We start from the raw sequence: 14,872 nt of genomic DNA on the forward strand, positions 1-14,872 counted from the left end.
ACCCTTCCTGTCGGCAGGGTCGCCAAAGATGAAAGAATCAGCCCATCTGTTGCGGGCCGTGCTAATATTATTATCTATGGCCGCAATCGTCCCACATTGCAACGCCACCGCGCTACGAGCTTTCGCCTGCGCGCAGGTGTGATAGGATGCAGAATAAAGTTGTACACAGGTTCCGTTGGCGATCCTAACCACTCGCTAGGAATTAACATCGTATTGGCTTGGAAAGGCCATCTGCAACACCATAACTGCTGATACACAAACCCATGCGCTATGACGACCGCCTTGCCACCGCCCTTCGCCTGACGCCAGTCGGGCAAGGCGTTGCGCGCATTCAGTTCCGGCAATTGCTGGACCTGCTGGGCACGCTGCCGGTTGATGAGCAGGGCGAGATGGTCGATCTGGCCTATCTGCGGCTGGGCGAATTGGGCGGACGGATTCCGGCGGCGGATCGCGCGGCGATTCTGCGCCAGCCCGGCCTGCGGCTGCGCGCGCCCCGGCTGGTGGCGGCGCTGGCGGGCGCCGAACCGGTGGTATCTTTGTCCGCGCTCCACTCCGCGCAATTGAGCGATGAGCAATGGATTGACCTGATCCCGGCGCTGCCGCTGGCCTCGCGCGGGACGCTGGGGATGCGGCGCGATCTGGGGCCGGGCGCGCGGGCGCTGCTGGCGCGATTGGGCATCGGCGATCCGGCATTGCCCGGCACGCCTGCCCCCAAAGAACCGGCGCCTGTTGCTATGGCCCCTGCGGCGCCGATCCAAACCGAAACGCCGCCCGAACCGACAGCCAAACCCCCGCGCGCATCGTCCTATCAGGCCTCCCCGCCTCTGGCCGAGGATACGATCGGCGCGCTGGTGCGACGAATCGAGGCCTTTCGGCAGGCCCGCGAAAACAACATCGCCGCCGAGGCCGCGCGCCCCGCCCAATCCAAAAAGGCCAAGCCGGGCCAACCGATCCAGTCCTTCGATTTCGCCAGCGATGGCGAAGGCCGCATCGTCTGGGCCGAGGCGCGGGTTGCACCGATGGTGGTGGGCTATGGGCTGGGCGGCAATGGGCCGGGAGCCAATGCGGTGCGGCTGCATCAACCTTTCCGCGCAGTGATGATCACGCTGGCCGGGGCTCCGGCAATTGCGGGCGAATGGCAAGTGGATGCCGTGCCGCGCTTTGATCCACTGGGCGGGCGCTATATTGGCCATCTGGGGCGTTTTCGGCGGCCTGCGGCGGTTGCTGCGCCCCCTGCCCCTGCTGCTCCGGCGCAGGACAGCGAGACGGACCGCCTGCGGCAATTGCTCCATGAATTGCGCACGCCGGTGAATGCCATTCAGGGCTTTGCCGAGGTGATCCAGCAGCAATTGTTCGGCCCTACCCCGCATGAATATCGCGCGCTGGCCGCTGTTGTCGCGGCCGACAGCGCGTTGATGCTGGCCGGATTTGAAGAGCTCGACCGCTATGCGAGGCTGGAAAGCGGCAGCCTTGCGCTGGCCGGGGGCGAATGCGATCTGGCCACCGCGCTCGATGCACTGGTCTCGCGGCTGGCGGGGGATGATCGCGGGCCCGCCTTGCGGCTGGAGGGGCATGAACACCCCTGCCCTGTAGCGCTGGATGGAACCGAGGCGGAGCGACTGTGCTGGCGCCTGCTGGCCACGCTGGCGGGCAATGGCGCGGCGGGGGAAGCCCTGCCGATCCGGCTGAGCCATCGCGGGGGCGCGGTGCTGGCCATGTTTACCCTGCCGCAGACGCTTGCGGCGCTGAGCGACGAGGCGCTGTTCCATGGCGCCGCGCCTGCCACCCATCAACCTGGCGCGGGCATGTTCGGCACCGGCTTTGCCCTACGCCTTGCCGCCGCCGAGGCGCGGGCCGCAGGGGGCGGATTGATCCGCGAGGGACAGCAACTTTTGCTTACATTACCGGGCTTGACCCTGCCAATGGTTAACCTTAGCCAAGTGCCTGAAAACAGGCCTGAGGCGTGCAAAACACCGGTGGCTTGATTTCACAGCGCGGCAGGGAGCCCGATTTGTCATTTCACCAGATTACCGACCAGCCCGCGCAGGACGCCTTTGTGCGTTTCCGCGAAGGCGTGGGTCAGCGCTTCGTGGTTACCATTGATACCGAAGAGGAATTTGACTGGACCAAGCCGCTGACCCGCACGCGGCACCGGGTCGATACGGTTTCGCGCCTGCGCAAGTTTCAGCAGTTTTGCGAAGGCTTCGGCATCGTCCCGATCTATCTGATCGACTATCCGGTGGCGACATCGGCGCTGGCGGCTGAGTTGCTGCGCGACGCGGTGATTGCCGGGCGGGCCGAAGTCGGGGTTCAGCTTCACCCCTGGGTTAACCCTCCTTATGAGGAGGAGGTTAACCAGTATAACAGTTTTTCGGGCAACCTGCCCTTTGCGCTGGAACGGGCCAAGTTCCTGAAACTGCACGCAACCATCGCAGAAAATTTCGGTGCCGCGCCGATGATTTATCGCGCCGGGCGTTATGGCATCGGGCCCAACACCGCCGATGTGCTGCATGAGGCCGGAGTGGCGATCGACACGTCGGTGCGCTCGCGCTTTGATTACAGCGGTTGGGGCGGGCCCAATTTCCGTGATCTGCCGCTACGGCCCTATTGGGTGGGCGAGCCGGGGCGCTTGATGGAAATGCCGCTGACCACGGTATTTTCGGGGCTTTTGCGGCGTTATGGGCAATGGCTCTATCCCAAATTGTCGCGTTTTGATCGGCTGCGCGGGGCGATGGCGCGGGTCGGCTTGCTCGAACGCATCCCTCTGACACCCGAAGGCGTGACGGTGGGCGAGGCTCTTCGCGCGATCAACATCGCGGTGGACGAAAATCTGCCCGTCATAGTCCTGTCCTTTCACAGCCCCTCGCTCTGCCCCGGCCACACGCCCTATGTGCGCACCGAGGCCGATCTGGACGAAATGTACGAATGGTGGCGCCAAGTGTTTGAATTGCTGATCGCGCGCGGGGTCAAACCGACCAGCGTGCGTGAAGTGATGGAAACCACCCTGTTCGATTGAGGGGTTCGATTAATGTGTTCGATGGAAGCCCTTGCCTGTTGCGCATGTCGCGGCTAACGCGGGGCCGCGCATCTCGCGCAAAACATGGTTGGGGCCTGTAGCTCAGCGGTTAGAGCTGGCCGCTCATAACGGCTAGGTCGCGGGTTCAAATCCTGCCGGGCCCACCATGCCTATTGAAATATAACGATAATCTATCTGGATTTGTCTAACCCATGGGGGTGGTTAGACAAATCAGAGGTCCTTTTCCGTCGAATAGCGGTCATCAATCGCGCGGATGGCGCCATCGGCAAGGTCTTCCTGTCCGGCTGCTTCGGTATAGACGCGCAGCATCTGGGTATCCTTCCAGCCGCCCACCGCCTTCATCTGTTCATCGCTCAGCTTGGTTTCGGCCATGCGGCGCGCGATGGCTTTGCGCAGGCCGTGGGCCGCGCAATGAGGCAGGCCCGCTTCGTTGCACCATTCGCGCATCTTGTTGCCGAATCCTACCTTGCTGAACGGCAGGCCCGTACCCGTCACCAGATAGCTGGTGATGCCGACCGATGGCATGGCATCAATCGCGCGGCGCATATCGCGGGCGATGGGCAGCCACAGATCGGTGCCTGTCTTGCCGGTGGTGTAATTGACCTTGCCGTTGACGATGTGCTTGGGCCCGAACAGGCGCGCATCCCCTCGCCTCTGGCCGGTCCATAGGATGATTTCCAGCGCGAGGCGGGCCCGTGTGCCGATGGCATGCTTTGCCTGATACTGGGCAATCTCTTCTTCGGTCCAGGTGTGGAAGCCTTTGAGCTTCGTCTTGCCCACCTTCTCGGCTTCGTCGACCGGGTTGTCGCCAATCCATTTCAGCTTTTTGGCATAGGCGAAAACGCGCCGGATTTCCTTGCGCAGTTTGACGGCCGCGACCTGACCGCCAAAGGTGCGGCCGCGTTCGTCCTTCTTCTTTTCGGTGCGTGCCAGCAGGATCTGTTCGATGTGTTCGAACGTAAAATTGCTGACCTGATCGTCGCCATAATCGCGTCGGAAGCTTTCCAGCAGCCATCGGCGGCGGGCCCTTGTATTGTCGCTGCCTTTGCCCGCGAAATCGGCGGCGCGGTAATAGCGCTCCAGCAGATCGCTGATTGAACCGGGGATGGCCCGGCTCTCGATCTGCGGGGCGGCCTCGATCAAGGCCTGATATTCGGCTTTGAAGCCCGGCTGATCTGGCAGCGTCTTCATGTAAACCGGCTTGCGCCCGGCCTTGCGGAAACGCGCGCGCAGCTTTCCATGCCGATCGGGATTGACCGTAACGCCGGGATAACGTGTCTTCATCTGGGGCCTTTCAACAGCCGGTCGAGCGGGTTGCGGCGCGTGACGGTTTCGCTTGGGGCCTCGCTGGCCTCCATCACGATATTGCCGCCGGGCTCAATAACCACGCGAATCGCCGAAAAGCCAGCCTTGCGCGCGCCCTTCATCGCGCGGGCAATGTCGGTCTGGGTGAAGCGGGCGGGGGCGCTCATCCCGTTACGCCTCCTTGTCCCCGGATATAGGCCAAGGTCTGTTCTTCGGTTTGCGGCTGTTGGCCGGGCCGGGCCATGTTGGGCAAGCCAAGTTCAGAATAGCGCTTGATAATGTCAGCGCAGCCGACGTCTTTAGGCGGAAAGTGGTCCGTCACCAGATAGATATAGCCGGGCAGCATATTCGGCGGCAGGCGGCCGTAATCAAACTTTCCGCAATCAAACACCCGGTCCGTAGGCATGTTGAATAGGGCAGCAATCGAGGCGGCGTGAAGTGTCTTACCGCATGCGGGCGGCCCATAAATGATGACGGTTTTCATGCGAACAAACCTCCTGTTGCGGGCGCGATTTTGGCCCATTGGTCGGGATAGGCGGGGTAGTCCCCTGCCCGCTCCAGTTTGGTGCGGCAGGGGGCGATCCAGTGGAGTTCGGTGGGGCGGTCGCCGTGGCCGGGGAGCCAGAGCAGCCAGCAATAGCTGGTGGCGGTGCTGGCCTTGCGGGGCTTGCCCTTCTCGTCCAGGTTGAACGGATCGGGCTTGCCTGTCTCGATCAGGCGGCCACGAAACATGCCCACCCTTTCGGAGAATTGTAGGACATGGCTAGGCCGGTGCTCGCTCGCGAACAGATCGTGGTGGCGGTCCTGACCTTCGAGGAAGGATGTGCGCACCAGCATGGCCACGCCCCGGCGCGCGTGGCGGCGGGCGGTGGCGATGAATTGTTCGGCCACCAGAAAGGGCGGGTTGGTGATGATCCATTCGACCGGCGGCCAAGGCGCATAGGTGTCGAGCGCGAGGAAATCGCACAGGCCGTTGTTGCCGTATTGATGGACATCGGTGGCGCGGACTTCCTCGAAATATTCGCCCAGCGCATGGGCCATGTGCATTTCGCCGCAGGCCGGTTCCCATGCGTGGAAGGATGACAGCGGTTCGCCGCGCGCGGCCAGCCATTCGCAGAAAGCGCGCGTGGCCCATGGAGGCGTCGGGAAATAGTCGAGCGCATCGGGCGCCGGGGCGCGCTGGGCCATGACGGCGGGGGAGCGGTTGGCAGTCATGCGGCTTGAACAGTCCGGATGGCGGCACAACATTGGAGCGAACGGTCACGCTCTATTGCATTCTGATACTTTGCCTGCCGAGCATTACCATTCTGTGGATAATTTTGATTTCTACGTAACTGGCATCCTTTATCGGAAATCTGGTTTTCTGATATTAAAGATAAACAGAATCCCAAGATATGGATACAAAAATGACAGATACGCAATACCAAAGCAGTATTGATCTCGTTGAAACCACCGGGTTTCATCGCGATTTTGAATACATGATAACCATTTCCGCTTTTAATGGCTGCAAAGATGATTGGGTAAATATTTTTATTAACGGCCAATATCTTCGCATCCGGTTCGACATCTGCATCGATAGTCTCGCTGATGTGCGGCATGGCGTTAATCTCAGAATAGGAGATTTTAAGCAGCTCGCGTTGGACGAGATCGCATCTGGAAGGTCGCAAACGCTGACCCCGCGGGAGCAAGGATGGGCATGTGGCAGAGGTCATAGCGTCTCGCTTGGCCCGGCCAGCCATTCGCAGAACGCGCGTGTGGCCCAAGGTGGCGTTTGGAAATAGTCGGGCGCGGCGGTGAAGATGTCGCGGGTCACAGGAAGCATTCCCCATCGTGGAACACTTCGCAGCGCAGGCCGTCGCAGAGCTGTCCGACCATGACGGTATAGCCGCCATAGGTGGGGCCATTGTCCCAGAAGCACATGTCGAGCGAACGGCAATAGTGACGGCCGGTGCGGCGCTCGTAGGCATCCTCCTGCGTTTGGGTCCAATGACGGCCAAGGATCAGCGCCAACGACATGCGGACGGCGCGCCAGAAGGTCCAATCATCGCCCTTCCCGGCACTGTGGCCCATGCAGCCGAGATACCCGACCTGCGGCCCGCGATAGCCCCAGAGCGCTTTGAGCGCCTTGAAGCGCTGGTGGCGCTCTTCCTGATCCAGATCCCAATGCCAGAAGCGGCGATCCTCGGCCGACATGCCCCATTCGTCTTTGGGTGGGTAGGTCATTTGTTGATCCCAAATTGCCAAGGTTGGTGGCCTGCATCGCGCAGCTTGCGTTCGACTTCGGCCAAGGTGCGTTCGGCGTAGAGGGCGCGTTTGCGCAGCAGGTCCGCATCGCGGTTGATGTTGCCGCTTTGCCGGATCAGCGAGACGACGAATTCCCAAGAGGGCGCGTCCTTGTCGCGCAGGGGCGCGTTGATGCGGGTTTTCAGCTTCTCGCCGTCAAACTCGATCAGCCCGGCCCAATCGGGGCATTCCTCCGGGCGGATCAGATCGACCGGCGTCACGTAATAGAAGCGGTCGGAGAACAGGCGGGCTTCGCGCTGTTTGATCGCGGAATCGCGCTTGAAGTCGGCGCGGGACACCTTGATTTCATAGGCGTCGGCCTTGAAACCGGAGGATGAATTGGCGCTGATCGTCCAGAAGTCGACGCGGCGCGCGCCTTGGGAAAAGGCCAGTTCGGAGGCATAGATGCCGTCACCAGCGCGCTTGACCAGTGCGGCAAGGATTTCCTCGGCGGTCATGGCGCCCCCACTTTGGAAATGCCACAAGAGGACAGGCCATTCGATTGGCTCGAAAACGGAAGGCGAAGCACGCCAACCGATGACAAACGCGTCTCCAACTTTGCCGCGATGGGATTAGTTGGTGTGGCTTCTTTTGAAAGGAAAGAAGCAATGAAGCGACACATCCGCAAGCGTTTGTCTTTGTCCGACCTAGTCCCAGCCGTCCATCTTCTGTCCCATCTATGGGATTGGTTGGAGCATTTTAGGTCGGACGATTGGAATTGGTAGGTCATGCCCCTGCCCTCCCGGTCGGCGGGGTGTCGGGGTGGGCGTTGATGCCGGTGGCGTCGGCCGGGTCGATGCAGATCCACATCGGGCAGTCTTTGGCGTGGCCCCAGCGATACCAGCGGCCCAGCGGGGTGCCGTCCTGATAGGCGTGGATCAGCCAGCGCAGGTCGCCCGGCTGATGCGGGACATAGCCCTTGTCGCTGCCGGGCACCGGGGCGCCACCCCGCCACATCGGGCGGATGGCGCGCGGGGTATAGGCGCGGGCCGATGGTTGCGCCGGGGCGCCCATGAGGTCGAGGAGGTTCATGCCGCTGCCCTTTGGGCGCAATGGACGCGCAGGCCGTGCAGTGGGCAGACCACAACGCCATCAGCATCGGGGGCGAAGCTCGACAGGTCCACCTTGCGATGGGGGCATAGCAGGCGGCCATCGGGCTTTTGGATGGGGATGGCCGGATCGGAATATTCGGCGCGCAGGGCCTGCATGGGCGGCCTATCGCCAAACGGATAAATGGGAGTTTTGCGGCTGCAACGCAGCGCCTTCAATTCCGGGCGCCCTTTGGGCACTTCGACCGGATTTGCTACGCGCCGCTTTGCCAGTGGTAGTCCGCTAACCGTGACGGCCAATGGATCAAACCCATCGGCCAAGCGTGATCCGCGCATGTAGTTGCGCACTAGGCGCGCCTGATCGGCGGTCAAAAAGCGTGCGTCGATATGGTAATGCGGCTCAGGAAAGTTGAAGTGCTTGGCATCGGTATGCATCGGGCCAAGTACCGGCCAGTCATCTTCGCGGTTCAGATAGATGAAATGGACCACGGGCACCATGTAGGTGCGGCGAATGACCGGTGGGGTGCGGAGGTCGGAAAGCAGGGGGATGGCGGGATCAGCCATTGTCGTTTTCCTTCCCAATCAGGTGAATTGGCGCAACGAGCAGTGGCGGTCGGGGCAGGCTCCGGCCTTGCCGCGTGAGACGAGGCTGTCGCATTGGTCGCACCAGCCTTTGCCTTCGGCGTTAAAGGGGGATTTGGGCGCCGGGCGTGGCGTCATGGAAACGCTCTGCACCTGTATGATTGTCGCCTTCGGCAAAGCTTCTGCGACTTCTCGCTTTGGGGCCGATGGGCGCAGGTTGGGCGCGCATTCATAGAGGATCGCCATGCGCAGGGCAGCCTCGCGCGACACGTTCAGCCGGTCGCGCTCCAGCGTGGCGCGGGCGATCCATCCGGTGGCCGGGGTGGCGCCCAGCACCTGCGCCACGCGGGCGGAATTGATGTTGTGCCGCTGCGTGTCAGGGAACAGGTCGATCAGTGCGCGCAGGATGGTCGAAGTCTGACGCATGGACGTGTCGATGTAGGCGGCGCGGGCTGTGGCCAGCGCAAAGCGGATCGGATGTTCGCCCCGCTGGCGCAGCAGCTTGACCAGCGCGGGGGCGCATTGCAGTTCGCCCGCACCCCAGCGTTCGGGGTTATTATCGCGCGTGATGCGCCAGTCGGTGTCGCGCAAGATCTGGGCCAGATGCTGCGCGTAATGATCGCCGGCTGCCAGCATGCCCAGAAACTTGTCGTTCTCGCTCAGCTTCTGGCGCTGGGTGTTGAGGTCGACGAAGGTGCGCGCCTCCTCGCCCTGGGCGATGCCGGTGACGATGAAGCAGGGCAGATGCGGAATATCGCCGCGTTCGCGCGCGCCGTTCAGCCGGTGTTGACCATCCAGCACCCACAGCGTGCGATCATCGCGGCGCGACACGGCCAAGGGCTGGCACAAGGGCCATTTCCATTCGCGAATCATCGCCACGATCAGGCGGCGCGAGGTGCCATTGTCGGCTGCGCGCTGATATTCGTGGTCGATGTTGAGCTGATCCAGCGCCACCCATTCGATGGACGGCGGGGAGCCGGTGACGGGGCCGGTGGGCACCGCAGGCTTTGCGGATGGTGAAGCGGCGGGTTTAGCCATGGCGCTGGGCCTCCTGTCGTTGTGCCTCGCGGCGGATGCGGTGGTAGAGGGTGCCGTGCAGGCGGTTTTCTTCGGCCTGTTCGGCGTCGGTGAGAGGCCGGGCGAGGCGTAGGGCGCCCAGATCGGCAAGGCGTTCGGCCACGCCGTGGCGCGGCGCCGGGCCGGGGCGGCGGCGGGGCTGTGTCCAAGGCGGCGGAGCGGATTTGCGGCGGGTTGCCATATCAGGCGCCCTTTCCCGGTTGCCCCGGCCCGGATTTGTCCGGTGCCGGGGTGGGGTTGCCCTGGGTGCGACCCTCTGGGCTATCTGCCTGCGCGGTGGCGGGCGGTGAAAGGGGGTGCGGCGCGTCGGGCCAGTCGGGTGCGGGCCAGTCGCCGCCGATCATGACTGCGACGGCATTGGCGCAGGGGCATGGGTCCATCGCGAAATGGGCGTAATCCAGCGCGCCGGTGTTGCGGCAATGGGAGCAGACGGGGCGGGCATCGCCCAGCGCGGACGGGGCCCAATGCGCGGGGAAGCGGAAAGACAGCCAGTGGCCGCTGGGGCAGTGGGAGAAGTCATCCATGCGGTCCAGCACGTCGATCAGGGCGCGTTGATCGCCGTCCATCACCAGATCGGCCAGCATGGGCAGATTGTCGCCGCGCAGGCTGAACTGGACGCAGATCCACGGGCTGTCTTTGGCGCGGGACAGAGTGCAGCGCGGCCAAAGGTGATGGTTCAGCGCTTCGACAAGGGCGCGGCGGCGGCTGAGGCGCCAGAAGCCGAAATAACCGGCGCGATACTTCCATGAAAAAAGATACTTGGGTGCCGCAATGGCTTGGGCCGTCAAAACCTTGGTAAATCCCCAAGTGATATTCAGATGGGGCACAACAACCCATCCTTCGAACGGCTGACGGTCGCCATCGGGTTGACGAAGAAATTTCATGGCATCGACCTCGCAAGCAGGAGGATCAGGCGGGCCAGCGCGTCGGTCCAGGCGGGAAGCCGGGCGATGGCGCAGCCGGTGAGAGTGCCCAGCACCAGCAGGGCGGAATAGATCAGGGCACCGCGCATCATTTCCCCCTTTGGGGCGGCGGCGGCAGCGCGGGGCGCTGTTCGAAGAAGCGGGCGGATGGGCCGCATTGCTCCACCCGCATGATCAGCGAGTGATCGCGGGCGCGTTCGCAGGTGGGGTTTTTGCTGGCCCGGATGGTCACTTCGCCCCACGCGTGGGTGAAGGTTTTGCCGATCGGGCGGGTGCAGCGCTGCGGGGCCATGCCCATCGCCGAGGATAGCCAGCGGCATTCCCCGCAGGTTGGGGCGCCGGTCATGCGTATTGCACCGTGATGCTGATCAGCGTGCAGACCACGGCCAGAACGATCAGGCCGTAATCCCACATGGCCGAGCGGACCGGGCAGACCGGGCAGCGTTCGTCGCGGCGCAGCGTGGCGCGATAGGCATCGAGGGCGGTGGCGCTGTCTTCATCGGCGCGGGGCGCGAGGGAGAGGATGGAGCGCATCAGGCTTGGCCCTCCTGCGCCCGCGTAATCTCCGCATACTGGTCGATGGCATCCTGTTCAGGGATTGCGATCTCATCGGGGTTGTCCTTGCGAACGTGCCATCCGCCATCGCGTGTGCCCGCAATCTTGAGGGCCTCGTCACGGCTATAGCGGCCAGCATTGGCAATGATGCGCGTGTAGCCGCGGCGGTCCTTGCCCCACCAAGCCGCGTGTTCGTTCGACCAGACGAGGTATTTTTGGGCATCGCGCGGGTCGATCACGCCCACGGCCTCAAGCGCGCCCGTTTCCTGAAAATGCTCTGCCATTTCCGAAAACGACACGGGCAAAGGCGCAGGGCCTTCGATGTTGGGGAGTGCGGTGATCGCAGTGGCCTGACGGTGGGCGATGATGTGAGGGAATGCAGGATGGCTGTCAGGAGCGTCCCGCAGTTCGCCTTCTGAGACCCACTCATTTCCGTTCATGGACAGAAGGATGTGCGCGAACAAATCCCGATCCATCTGCGTCACCCCATCGCTGGCCATATAGGCCTGTACGGTCGCGAACGCGGTTTTGGCGCGGCTCAGATAATGCTGGCGAACGGCATCGGCGTCATGGTCCTCGTAAAAGGCGGCCATGCAGGTGCTGCTCTCGCAATAGATGTCGTTGTCGGCATCCTGCAGGCAGGGCTCATCCCAGTTAAGCTGATCTGCCTTGGCCTGATCGCGGGCGATACGTTCGACCAGATCGGCGTGGGCGGGATAAGGTGCAGACCCGGCAATCAAGCGGGCAGCGACACCGATGATGCATGGCTGCTCTTCCTGAGGAATTAGGCCTTCAAGCGTTTCGACAGCCTTGGAAAGATTGTCCCATGATTCCTGCGACACCTCCGGCGGATTGTCGTTCGCAGTGTCGTCCAGCAGGTAATATGCATGGTTCAGAACTTCGCGAACGGCCTCGACCAGATCGGCGGGTGCGGTTTGGGTGGTATCGACCATCACGCCGCCTCCGCAATCGGGGTGTGGCTGGCGCCGTAGGGCGGGATCGGGTGGCCGTTGGGGTCAAAGGCCAGTGCGAGGCCGATGCGGTAGAGCGCGAGGGCTTCGGGGGTGCCCGTGGCGACGGCCTTGTCGCGGGTGCGGGTCAGCAGACCCGCCCAGCGGTCGCGGGGGAAGATGTTATCCGCGATGGTGCGGCGGGCGCGGCCATCGGAAACGGGGACGGTGGCGCCAAAGATGGCCTGCCCTTCCCGCTCCTCGGCAATCAGGCCGCCCAGCTCGGGCAGATCGGCGCCGCATAGGCAGGCTATGGCCAGCCACGGATGGAGCGCCCGGTCGGCCTCGGGGGCGGTGATGCGGCCAGCGTTGACCGCTGCCTGCGCGTTGGCCTTGCGGGAAAGATAGAGACCGGCCGCCATATCGGCCAGCGAGGGTTCGGATGAAACGGGCGATGTAAGGGACATGGGCGCCTCCTTTCGGTGGCGCCTGTATCGTGTGACGCATCACACCTTGTCAACTCAAAAAGTGTGATGCATCACACTGTCCGCAATCTAATCCAATCCATCACACTGATCAAAAAGGGGGAAATATCCTGCGGAAGCGACCGGGCAACAAAAAAGGCGGGCCATGCTGCCATAGCCCGCCGCTTTAAGCCGCCGCATGTTCAATCCTGGCTAGTCAGGCCGGTTCGGGCTGGTCATCTTCGTCACCCTTGTGCTTGAATTTTGCAGAGGTTTCGCGAAGGGTGTTGATGAATATCTTGGCCTGCTGCTGCATTTGCGGGTCAAGGTTCCTATAGATTTCAAATGTTTCTACTTTTTCGTCATCTTCGCGGCCAAGCATTTCCTCAAGCGTAACCCCGAAGTAATCCGCCAGCTTGACCGCAGTGCCGATATGCACATCCTTGCGCTTTGGAGCGAAGATGTCCCGCACCGCCGTTTCACCCAGACCTGCCCGGATAGACAATGACTTAGGCGCGAGGCCATGCATTTCCATCAGGTATGTCAGGCGTGTGCGAAACCGCTCAATATCGAATGCTTTACCCATGGGTGCAGTATCCCACGTGGGCATAGGGCATGAACAGTTGAGACGTTTCACCTCTTGACGGTGTGACATATCACACCTTATGCAGGCGCCATGAGCCTGCTTCATGACATCGAGACGTTCATCGTCGAAACTGGGATCGCCCCGACCGCACTTGGCGTCGGCGCGACTGGGGACCGGCATCTGGTCCGTCAAATGCGCCAAGGTCGCGAGGTATTTTCTCGCACTGAGAAGCGCATCAGGGACTTCATGGAGAGGTATCGGGGGGCTCATGAGGTGACTTCTACCGCAACTGCGAACAGCGGTTCGACTGGAAATATCAAGGATTTGTCCGCCGGAACAAACGGAGTCGCAGCCGGTCCGGGTGATGCCACGGTTGCGCATGCGGAAGCCGGAGGGGCGGCAAGCCTCTCCGGTGGATGCGAAGGATATGCGGCATGAGCGCGCCCTATGACATGTCCGACCAGATGGAGCGGACGCGGGCGCTGTTTGCGGCGATCCTGGGCGAGCTGCACCCAGTGATCCGCGAAGCGCGCGACCAGAAGCGAAATCCGATAGATGTGGCAGAAGTCATCTCCAATGCCGTGGGCAATGCGCTGGGCATGGTGATTGGCACGTTGCCGGAACCGCATCGCGGGGAAGTGCTGGCGAGGTTTATCGCGGGACTGCCGACATTCGTTGCCGCTTGGCAGGGCGATGCTCCGAAGGGCGGTGTGCAGTGAGCCCCGCCCTCGCCCGGATCAAGCGCGCGGTGCGCAAGGCGATTGGTCATAGCGGCGGGATCGACGGGGCTGCCGCCACGGTCGAGCGAAGCCGGTCCACCGTGGGGGATTGGAACAATCTGAACACGGACACTTTTCCGCCGCTCGATTGTGCCTTCGCCATGGATGAAATTGCGGTGGCCGAGGGGCAGTTGCCGCCGGTGATCTGCGCGATGGCGCGCGAGCTGGGCGGCGTGTTCGTGCCCGCGATCGATGTGGGGGCGGATGAAGGTTCGCCCGCGTTTCTGGCGATGCAGCTGGCCCAGACGCTGGGTGAGGTATCGGGCGAAATTGCGCGGTCTTTGGCCGATGACAACCGGATTGATCACCGCGAGGCGGCAAGGTGCAGCGACAAACTGCACGCGCATAATCGCATCGCCGCCCAGTTGCAGCAGCAGCTTGAGAAGATCCTGAAGGAGGGGGAATGACGCAGGATCAGGCCCTTTATGCAGACCTGCGCCAGTTGAGGGCATGGTTCCGCAATACCGGACCGGGCGGCGGGCGCGTGATCTATGCCGTGGGCGCCGGGCCTGATCCGGAGCATGAGGTTGTGCGGCAGGTCAATGCTTGGCGCCGCGCGGGCGATGTTGTCACGGTGCAGCAGCGCGTTAACGGTCGCCTGCATTATCTGGTCGAGAGGTCAAGGCGCGATAAGGGCCGGGCCGCGACCATCGCGCCCGATATGGCCGAAACGGTCGAGGGGCGCATGTTCGCGGCCATTGATCGCGCGGCGCAAAAGGGGATGCCCTGCCCCAGCTACACAGATTTGGCCGATGCGCTGGGCCTGCGCGACAAGCAGGCGGCGGCGCATCGGTTTCGCAAGCTGGTCAGCGCCGGGCTGATCAGTGTCCGGGATATTGGCGGCAGGCGGGTGGTCACGATTGTCGAGACGGGCGCCAGCACCGCAAGCGGAGTGGCCGCACCATGAAGCAATCCATTCATGAATTGCCCGCCGTGTGGGGCTTTGCGCCCGAGACGCATCAGGGCGAAAACCTTGTTGGGCGGCTGGAAGTGGTGGGCGGCGGCGAAATCCGCGTTCGGCTGAGCATCTGGCCTGAAGGTCTGCGCCGCAATGGTGAGCGCTATGCCTTTGTCGGGCGCGAGCGGCTGCACCACATGGCCGATGATATCGAGCGGGCTCTGGCCGGTGACGATGGCTCGGCCGAGGTGCTGCTGGTGTGTGGAGAGCCATTTCCGGCGCAGCAGGTCCACGCGATGCAGCGCATCTTTTCCGGTTTGATCGAGCAGTTGAAGGAAATCGGTTATGACCTTCCAGAGCCGACCAACGCGCAAAAGTGACGTG

General features: G+C 62.7%; 25 protein-coding genes and 1 tRNA gene. 9 read left to right on the plus strand and 17 right to left on the minus strand.

Translation table 11 applies throughout. The annotated features are described in order from the left end of the window. The first annotated feature begins 263 nt into the window (after positions 1 to 263). The 3 genes from FHW96_RS00955 to FHW96_RS00965 all read left to right on the plus strand — a co-directional run bounded on the left by FHW96_RS00955 (position 264) and on the right by FHW96_RS00965 (position 3,183). On the plus strand, positions 264 to 1,985 hold the full coding sequence (locus FHW96_RS00955; RefSeq protein ID WP_172338684.1) for a HAMP domain-containing sensor histidine kinase: 1,722 nt from the start codon (positions 264 to 266) through the stop codon (positions 1,983 to 1,985). A gap of 26 nt (positions 1,986 to 2,011) precedes the next feature. Then, positions 2,012 to 3,016 carry a polysaccharide deacetylase family protein gene (locus FHW96_RS00960; protein WP_216650724.1) on the plus strand — a complete coding sequence of 335 codons (1,005 nt, stop codon included), beginning with the start codon at positions 2,012 to 2,014 and terminating at the stop codon, positions 3,014 to 3,016. Between the two features lie 91 nt (positions 3,017 to 3,107). Further along, a tRNA-Ile gene (locus FHW96_RS00965) sits at positions 3,108 to 3,183 on the plus strand. Between the two features lie 64 nt (positions 3,184 to 3,247). Here FHW96_RS00965 and FHW96_RS00970 read toward each other — a convergent pair. Genes FHW96_RS00970 through FHW96_RS00985 form a run of 4 tightly spaced genes read right to left on the minus strand, consistent with a single transcriptional unit; the run spans position 3,248 to position 5,557 of the window. Then, on the minus strand, positions 3,248 to 4,321 hold the full coding sequence (locus tag FHW96_RS00970) for a tyrosine-type recombinase/integrase (RefSeq protein ID WP_172338685.1): 1,074 nt from the start codon (positions 4,319 to 4,321) through the stop codon (positions 3,248 to 3,250). After that, positions 4,318 to 4,509, minus strand: coding sequence for a hypothetical protein (locus tag FHW96_RS00975; RefSeq protein ID WP_172338686.1), 192 nt, complete (start codon positions 4,507 to 4,509; stop codon positions 4,318 to 4,320). The genes FHW96_RS00970 and FHW96_RS00975 overlap by 4 nt, the downstream gene beginning before the upstream one ends. Next, positions 4,506 to 4,826 (minus strand): hypothetical protein, encoded by a 321-nt coding sequence (locus FHW96_RS00980; RefSeq protein WP_172338687.1) that lies wholly within the window; start codon positions 4,824 to 4,826, stop codon positions 4,506 to 4,508. The genes FHW96_RS00975 and FHW96_RS00980 overlap by 4 nt, the downstream gene beginning before the upstream one ends. Continuing rightward, positions 4,823 to 5,557: a hypothetical protein gene (locus tag FHW96_RS00985; protein WP_172338688.1), complete on the minus strand. Its 735-nt coding sequence runs from the start codon at positions 5,555 to 5,557 to the stop codon at positions 4,823 to 4,825. The genes FHW96_RS00980 and FHW96_RS00985 overlap by 4 nt, the downstream gene beginning before the upstream one ends. Before the next feature lie 191 nt (positions 5,558 to 5,748). Between FHW96_RS00985 and FHW96_RS00990 the strand changes: the two genes are divergently transcribed. Continuing rightward, the gene (locus tag FHW96_RS00990) at positions 5,749 to 6,123 is read left to right on the plus strand and encodes a hypothetical protein (RefSeq protein ID WP_172338689.1); all 375 of its coding nucleotides are present in this window, start codon (positions 5,749 to 5,751) and stop codon (positions 6,121 to 6,123) included. 28 nt (positions 6,124 to 6,151) lie between these two features. Here FHW96_RS00990 and FHW96_RS00995 read toward each other — a convergent pair whose 3' ends face one another. The 13 genes from FHW96_RS00995 to FHW96_RS01050 all read right to left on the minus strand — a co-directional run bounded on the left by FHW96_RS00995 (position 6,152) and on the right by FHW96_RS01050 (position 12,811). Continuing rightward, on the minus strand, positions 6,152 to 6,565 hold the full coding sequence (locus FHW96_RS00995) for a hypothetical protein (protein ID WP_172338690.1): 414 nt from the start codon (positions 6,563 to 6,565) through the stop codon (positions 6,152 to 6,154). Beyond that, positions 6,562 to 7,083: an MmcB family DNA repair protein gene (locus tag FHW96_RS01000; protein WP_172338691.1), complete on the minus strand. Its 522-nt coding sequence runs from the start codon at positions 7,081 to 7,083 to the stop codon at positions 6,562 to 6,564. Before FHW96_RS01000 ends, FHW96_RS00995 begins: the two co-directional genes overlap by 4 nt. Before the next feature lie 268 nt (positions 7,084 to 7,351). Then, positions 7,352 to 7,657 carry a hypothetical protein gene (locus tag FHW96_RS01005; protein WP_172338692.1) on the minus strand — a complete coding sequence of 102 codons (306 nt, stop codon included), beginning with the start codon at positions 7,655 to 7,657 and terminating at the stop codon, positions 7,352 to 7,354. Then, on the minus strand, positions 7,654 to 8,238 hold the full coding sequence (locus FHW96_RS01010; RefSeq protein ID WP_172338693.1) for a hypothetical protein: 585 nt from the start codon (positions 8,236 to 8,238) through the stop codon (positions 7,654 to 7,656). Before FHW96_RS01010 ends, FHW96_RS01005 begins: the two co-directional genes overlap by 4 nt. A gap of 18 nt (positions 8,239 to 8,256) precedes the next feature. Further along, positions 8,257 to 9,294, minus strand: a complete 1,038-nt coding sequence (locus tag FHW96_RS01015) for a DUF6551 family protein (RefSeq protein WP_172338694.1) — start codon at positions 9,292 to 9,294, stop codon at positions 8,257 to 8,259. After that, positions 9,287 to 9,514 (minus strand): hypothetical protein, encoded by a 228-nt coding sequence (locus tag FHW96_RS01020; RefSeq protein WP_172338695.1) that lies wholly within the window; start codon positions 9,512 to 9,514, stop codon positions 9,287 to 9,289. The genes FHW96_RS01015 and FHW96_RS01020 overlap by 8 nt, the downstream gene beginning before the upstream one ends. 1 nt (position 9,515) lies before the next feature. After that, positions 9,516 to 10,217 (minus strand): hypothetical protein, encoded by a 702-nt coding sequence (locus tag FHW96_RS01025; protein WP_172338696.1) that lies wholly within the window; start codon positions 10,215 to 10,217, stop codon positions 9,516 to 9,518. Beyond that, positions 10,214 to 10,348 carry a hypothetical protein gene (locus FHW96_RS26450; protein WP_256432789.1) on the minus strand — a complete coding sequence of 45 codons (135 nt, stop codon included), beginning with the start codon at positions 10,346 to 10,348 and terminating at the stop codon, positions 10,214 to 10,216. The genes FHW96_RS01025 and FHW96_RS26450 overlap by 4 nt, the downstream gene beginning before the upstream one ends. Further along, on the minus strand, positions 10,345 to 10,602 hold the full coding sequence (locus FHW96_RS01030; RefSeq protein ID WP_172338697.1) for a hypothetical protein: 258 nt from the start codon (positions 10,600 to 10,602) through the stop codon (positions 10,345 to 10,347). Before FHW96_RS01030 ends, FHW96_RS26450 begins: the two co-directional genes overlap by 4 nt. Next, positions 10,599 to 10,790: a hypothetical protein gene (locus tag FHW96_RS01035; protein ID WP_172338698.1), complete on the minus strand. Its 192-nt coding sequence runs from the start codon at positions 10,788 to 10,790 to the stop codon at positions 10,599 to 10,601. Before FHW96_RS01035 ends, FHW96_RS01030 begins: the two co-directional genes overlap by 4 nt. Then, positions 10,790 to 11,764 carry a hypothetical protein gene (locus tag FHW96_RS01040; RefSeq protein ID WP_172338699.1) on the minus strand — a complete coding sequence of 325 codons (975 nt, stop codon included), beginning with the start codon at positions 11,762 to 11,764 and terminating at the stop codon, positions 10,790 to 10,792. The genes FHW96_RS01035 and FHW96_RS01040 overlap by 1 nt, the downstream gene beginning before the upstream one ends. Beyond that, positions 11,764 to 12,228 carry a hypothetical protein gene (locus FHW96_RS01045; RefSeq protein ID WP_172338700.1) on the minus strand — a complete coding sequence of 155 codons (465 nt, stop codon included), beginning with the start codon at positions 12,226 to 12,228 and terminating at the stop codon, positions 11,764 to 11,766. The genes FHW96_RS01040 and FHW96_RS01045 overlap by 1 nt, the downstream gene beginning before the upstream one ends. Before the next feature lie 214 nt (positions 12,229 to 12,442). Then, positions 12,443 to 12,811, minus strand: coding sequence for a helix-turn-helix transcriptional regulator (locus tag FHW96_RS01050; protein ID WP_172338701.1), 369 nt, complete (start codon positions 12,809 to 12,811; stop codon positions 12,443 to 12,445). Between the two features lie 90 nt (positions 12,812 to 12,901). Between FHW96_RS01050 and FHW96_RS01055 the strand changes: the two genes are divergently transcribed. Genes FHW96_RS01055 through FHW96_RS01075 form a run of 5 tightly spaced genes read left to right on the plus strand, consistent with a single transcriptional unit; the run spans position 12,902 to position 14,868 of the window. After that, positions 12,902 to 13,249 (plus strand): hypothetical protein, encoded by a 348-nt coding sequence (locus FHW96_RS01055; RefSeq protein WP_172338529.1) that lies wholly within the window; start codon positions 12,902 to 12,904, stop codon positions 13,247 to 13,249. Next, positions 13,246 to 13,530, plus strand: a complete 285-nt coding sequence (locus FHW96_RS01060) for a hypothetical protein (protein WP_172338702.1) — start codon at positions 13,246 to 13,248, stop codon at positions 13,528 to 13,530. Before FHW96_RS01055 ends, FHW96_RS01060 begins: the two co-directional genes overlap by 4 nt. Next, entirely contained in the window at positions 13,527 to 13,997 is a 471-nt protein-coding gene (locus tag FHW96_RS01065) for a phage regulatory CII family protein (RefSeq protein WP_172338703.1), read from the plus strand. The genes FHW96_RS01060 and FHW96_RS01065 overlap by 4 nt, the downstream gene beginning before the upstream one ends. Next, positions 13,994 to 14,497 carry a winged helix-turn-helix domain-containing protein gene (locus FHW96_RS01070; RefSeq protein ID WP_172338704.1) on the plus strand — a complete coding sequence of 168 codons (504 nt, stop codon included), beginning with the start codon at positions 13,994 to 13,996 and terminating at the stop codon, positions 14,495 to 14,497. Before FHW96_RS01065 ends, FHW96_RS01070 begins: the two co-directional genes overlap by 4 nt. After that, the gene (locus tag FHW96_RS01075; RefSeq protein ID WP_172338705.1) at positions 14,494 to 14,868 is read left to right on the plus strand and encodes a hypothetical protein; all 375 of its coding nucleotides are present in this window, start codon (positions 14,494 to 14,496) and stop codon (positions 14,866 to 14,868) included. Before FHW96_RS01070 ends, FHW96_RS01075 begins: the two co-directional genes overlap by 4 nt. The last annotated feature ends 4 nt before the right edge of the window (positions 14,869 to 14,872 follow it).

Source organism: Novosphingobium sp. SG751A (assembly GCF_013149295.1).
Lineage (GTDB): Bacteria > Pseudomonadota > Alphaproteobacteria > Sphingomonadales > Sphingomonadaceae > Novosphingobium.

Coding starts and splice junctions, on each gene's coding strand:
- FHW96_RS00955 (WP_172338684.1), top strand. CDS start 264: ATGCGCTATGACGACCGCCTTGCCACCGCCCTTCGCCTGACGCCAGTC.
- FHW96_RS00970 (WP_172338685.1), bottom strand. CDS start 4,321: ATGAAGACACGTTATCCCGGCGTTACGGTCAATCCCGATCGGCATGGA.
- FHW96_RS00975 (WP_172338686.1), bottom strand. CDS start 4,509: ATGAGCGCCCCCGCCCGCTTCACCCAGACCGACATTGCCCGCGCGATG.
- FHW96_RS00980 (WP_172338687.1), bottom strand. CDS start 4,826: ATGAAAACCGTCATCATTTATGGGCCGCCCGCATGCGGTAAGACACTT.
- FHW96_RS00985 (WP_172338688.1), bottom strand. CDS start 5,557: ATGACTGCCAACCGCTCCCCCGCCGTCATGGCCCAGCGCGCCCCGGCG.
- FHW96_RS00990 (WP_172338689.1), top strand. CDS start 5,749: ATGACAGATACGCAATACCAAAGCAGTATTGATCTCGTTGAAACCACC.
- FHW96_RS00995 (WP_172338690.1), bottom strand. CDS start 6,565: ATGACCTACCCACCCAAAGACGAATGGGGCATGTCGGCCGAGGATCGC.
- FHW96_RS01000 (WP_172338691.1), bottom strand. CDS start 7,083: ATGACCGCCGAGGAAATCCTTGCCGCACTGGTCAAGCGCGCTGGTGAC.
- FHW96_RS01005 (WP_172338692.1), bottom strand. CDS start 7,657: ATGAACCTCCTCGACCTCATGGGCGCCCCGGCGCAACCATCGGCCCGC.
- FHW96_RS01010 (WP_172338693.1), bottom strand. CDS start 8,238: ATGGCTGATCCCGCCATCCCCCTGCTTTCCGACCTCCGCACCCCACCG.
- FHW96_RS01015 (WP_172338694.1), bottom strand. CDS start 9,294: ATGGCTAAACCCGCCGCTTCACCATCCGCAAAGCCTGCGGTGCCCACC.
- FHW96_RS01020 (WP_172338695.1), bottom strand. CDS start 9,514: ATGGCAACCCGCCGCAAATCCGCTCCGCCGCCTTGGACACAGCCCCGC.
- FHW96_RS01025 (WP_172338696.1), bottom strand. CDS start 10,217: ATGAAATTTCTTCGTCAACCCGATGGCGACCGTCAGCCGTTCGAAGGA.
- FHW96_RS26450 (WP_256432789.1), bottom strand. CDS start 10,348: ATGATGCGCGGTGCCCTGATCTATTCCGCCCTGCTGGTGCTGGGCACT.
- FHW96_RS01030 (WP_172338697.1), bottom strand. CDS start 10,602: ATGACCGGCGCCCCAACCTGCGGGGAATGCCGCTGGCTATCCTCGGCG.
- FHW96_RS01035 (WP_172338698.1), bottom strand. CDS start 10,790: ATGCGCTCCATCCTCTCCCTCGCGCCCCGCGCCGATGAAGACAGCGCC.
- FHW96_RS01040 (WP_172338699.1), bottom strand. CDS start 11,764: ATGGTCGATACCACCCAAACCGCACCCGCCGATCTGGTCGAGGCCGTT.
- FHW96_RS01045 (WP_172338700.1), bottom strand. CDS start 12,228: ATGTCCCTTACATCGCCCGTTTCATCCGAACCCTCGCTGGCCGATATG.
- FHW96_RS01050 (WP_172338701.1), bottom strand. CDS start 12,811: ATGGGTAAAGCATTCGATATTGAGCGGTTTCGCACACGCCTGACATAC.
- FHW96_RS01055 (WP_172338529.1), top strand. CDS start 12,902: ATGAGCCTGCTTCATGACATCGAGACGTTCATCGTCGAAACTGGGATC.
- FHW96_RS01060 (WP_172338702.1), top strand. CDS start 13,246: ATGAGCGCGCCCTATGACATGTCCGACCAGATGGAGCGGACGCGGGCG.
- FHW96_RS01070 (WP_172338704.1), top strand. CDS start 13,994: ATGACGCAGGATCAGGCCCTTTATGCAGACCTGCGCCAGTTGAGGGCA.
- FHW96_RS01075 (WP_172338705.1), top strand. CDS start 14,494: ATGAAGCAATCCATTCATGAATTGCCCGCCGTGTGGGGCTTTGCGCCC.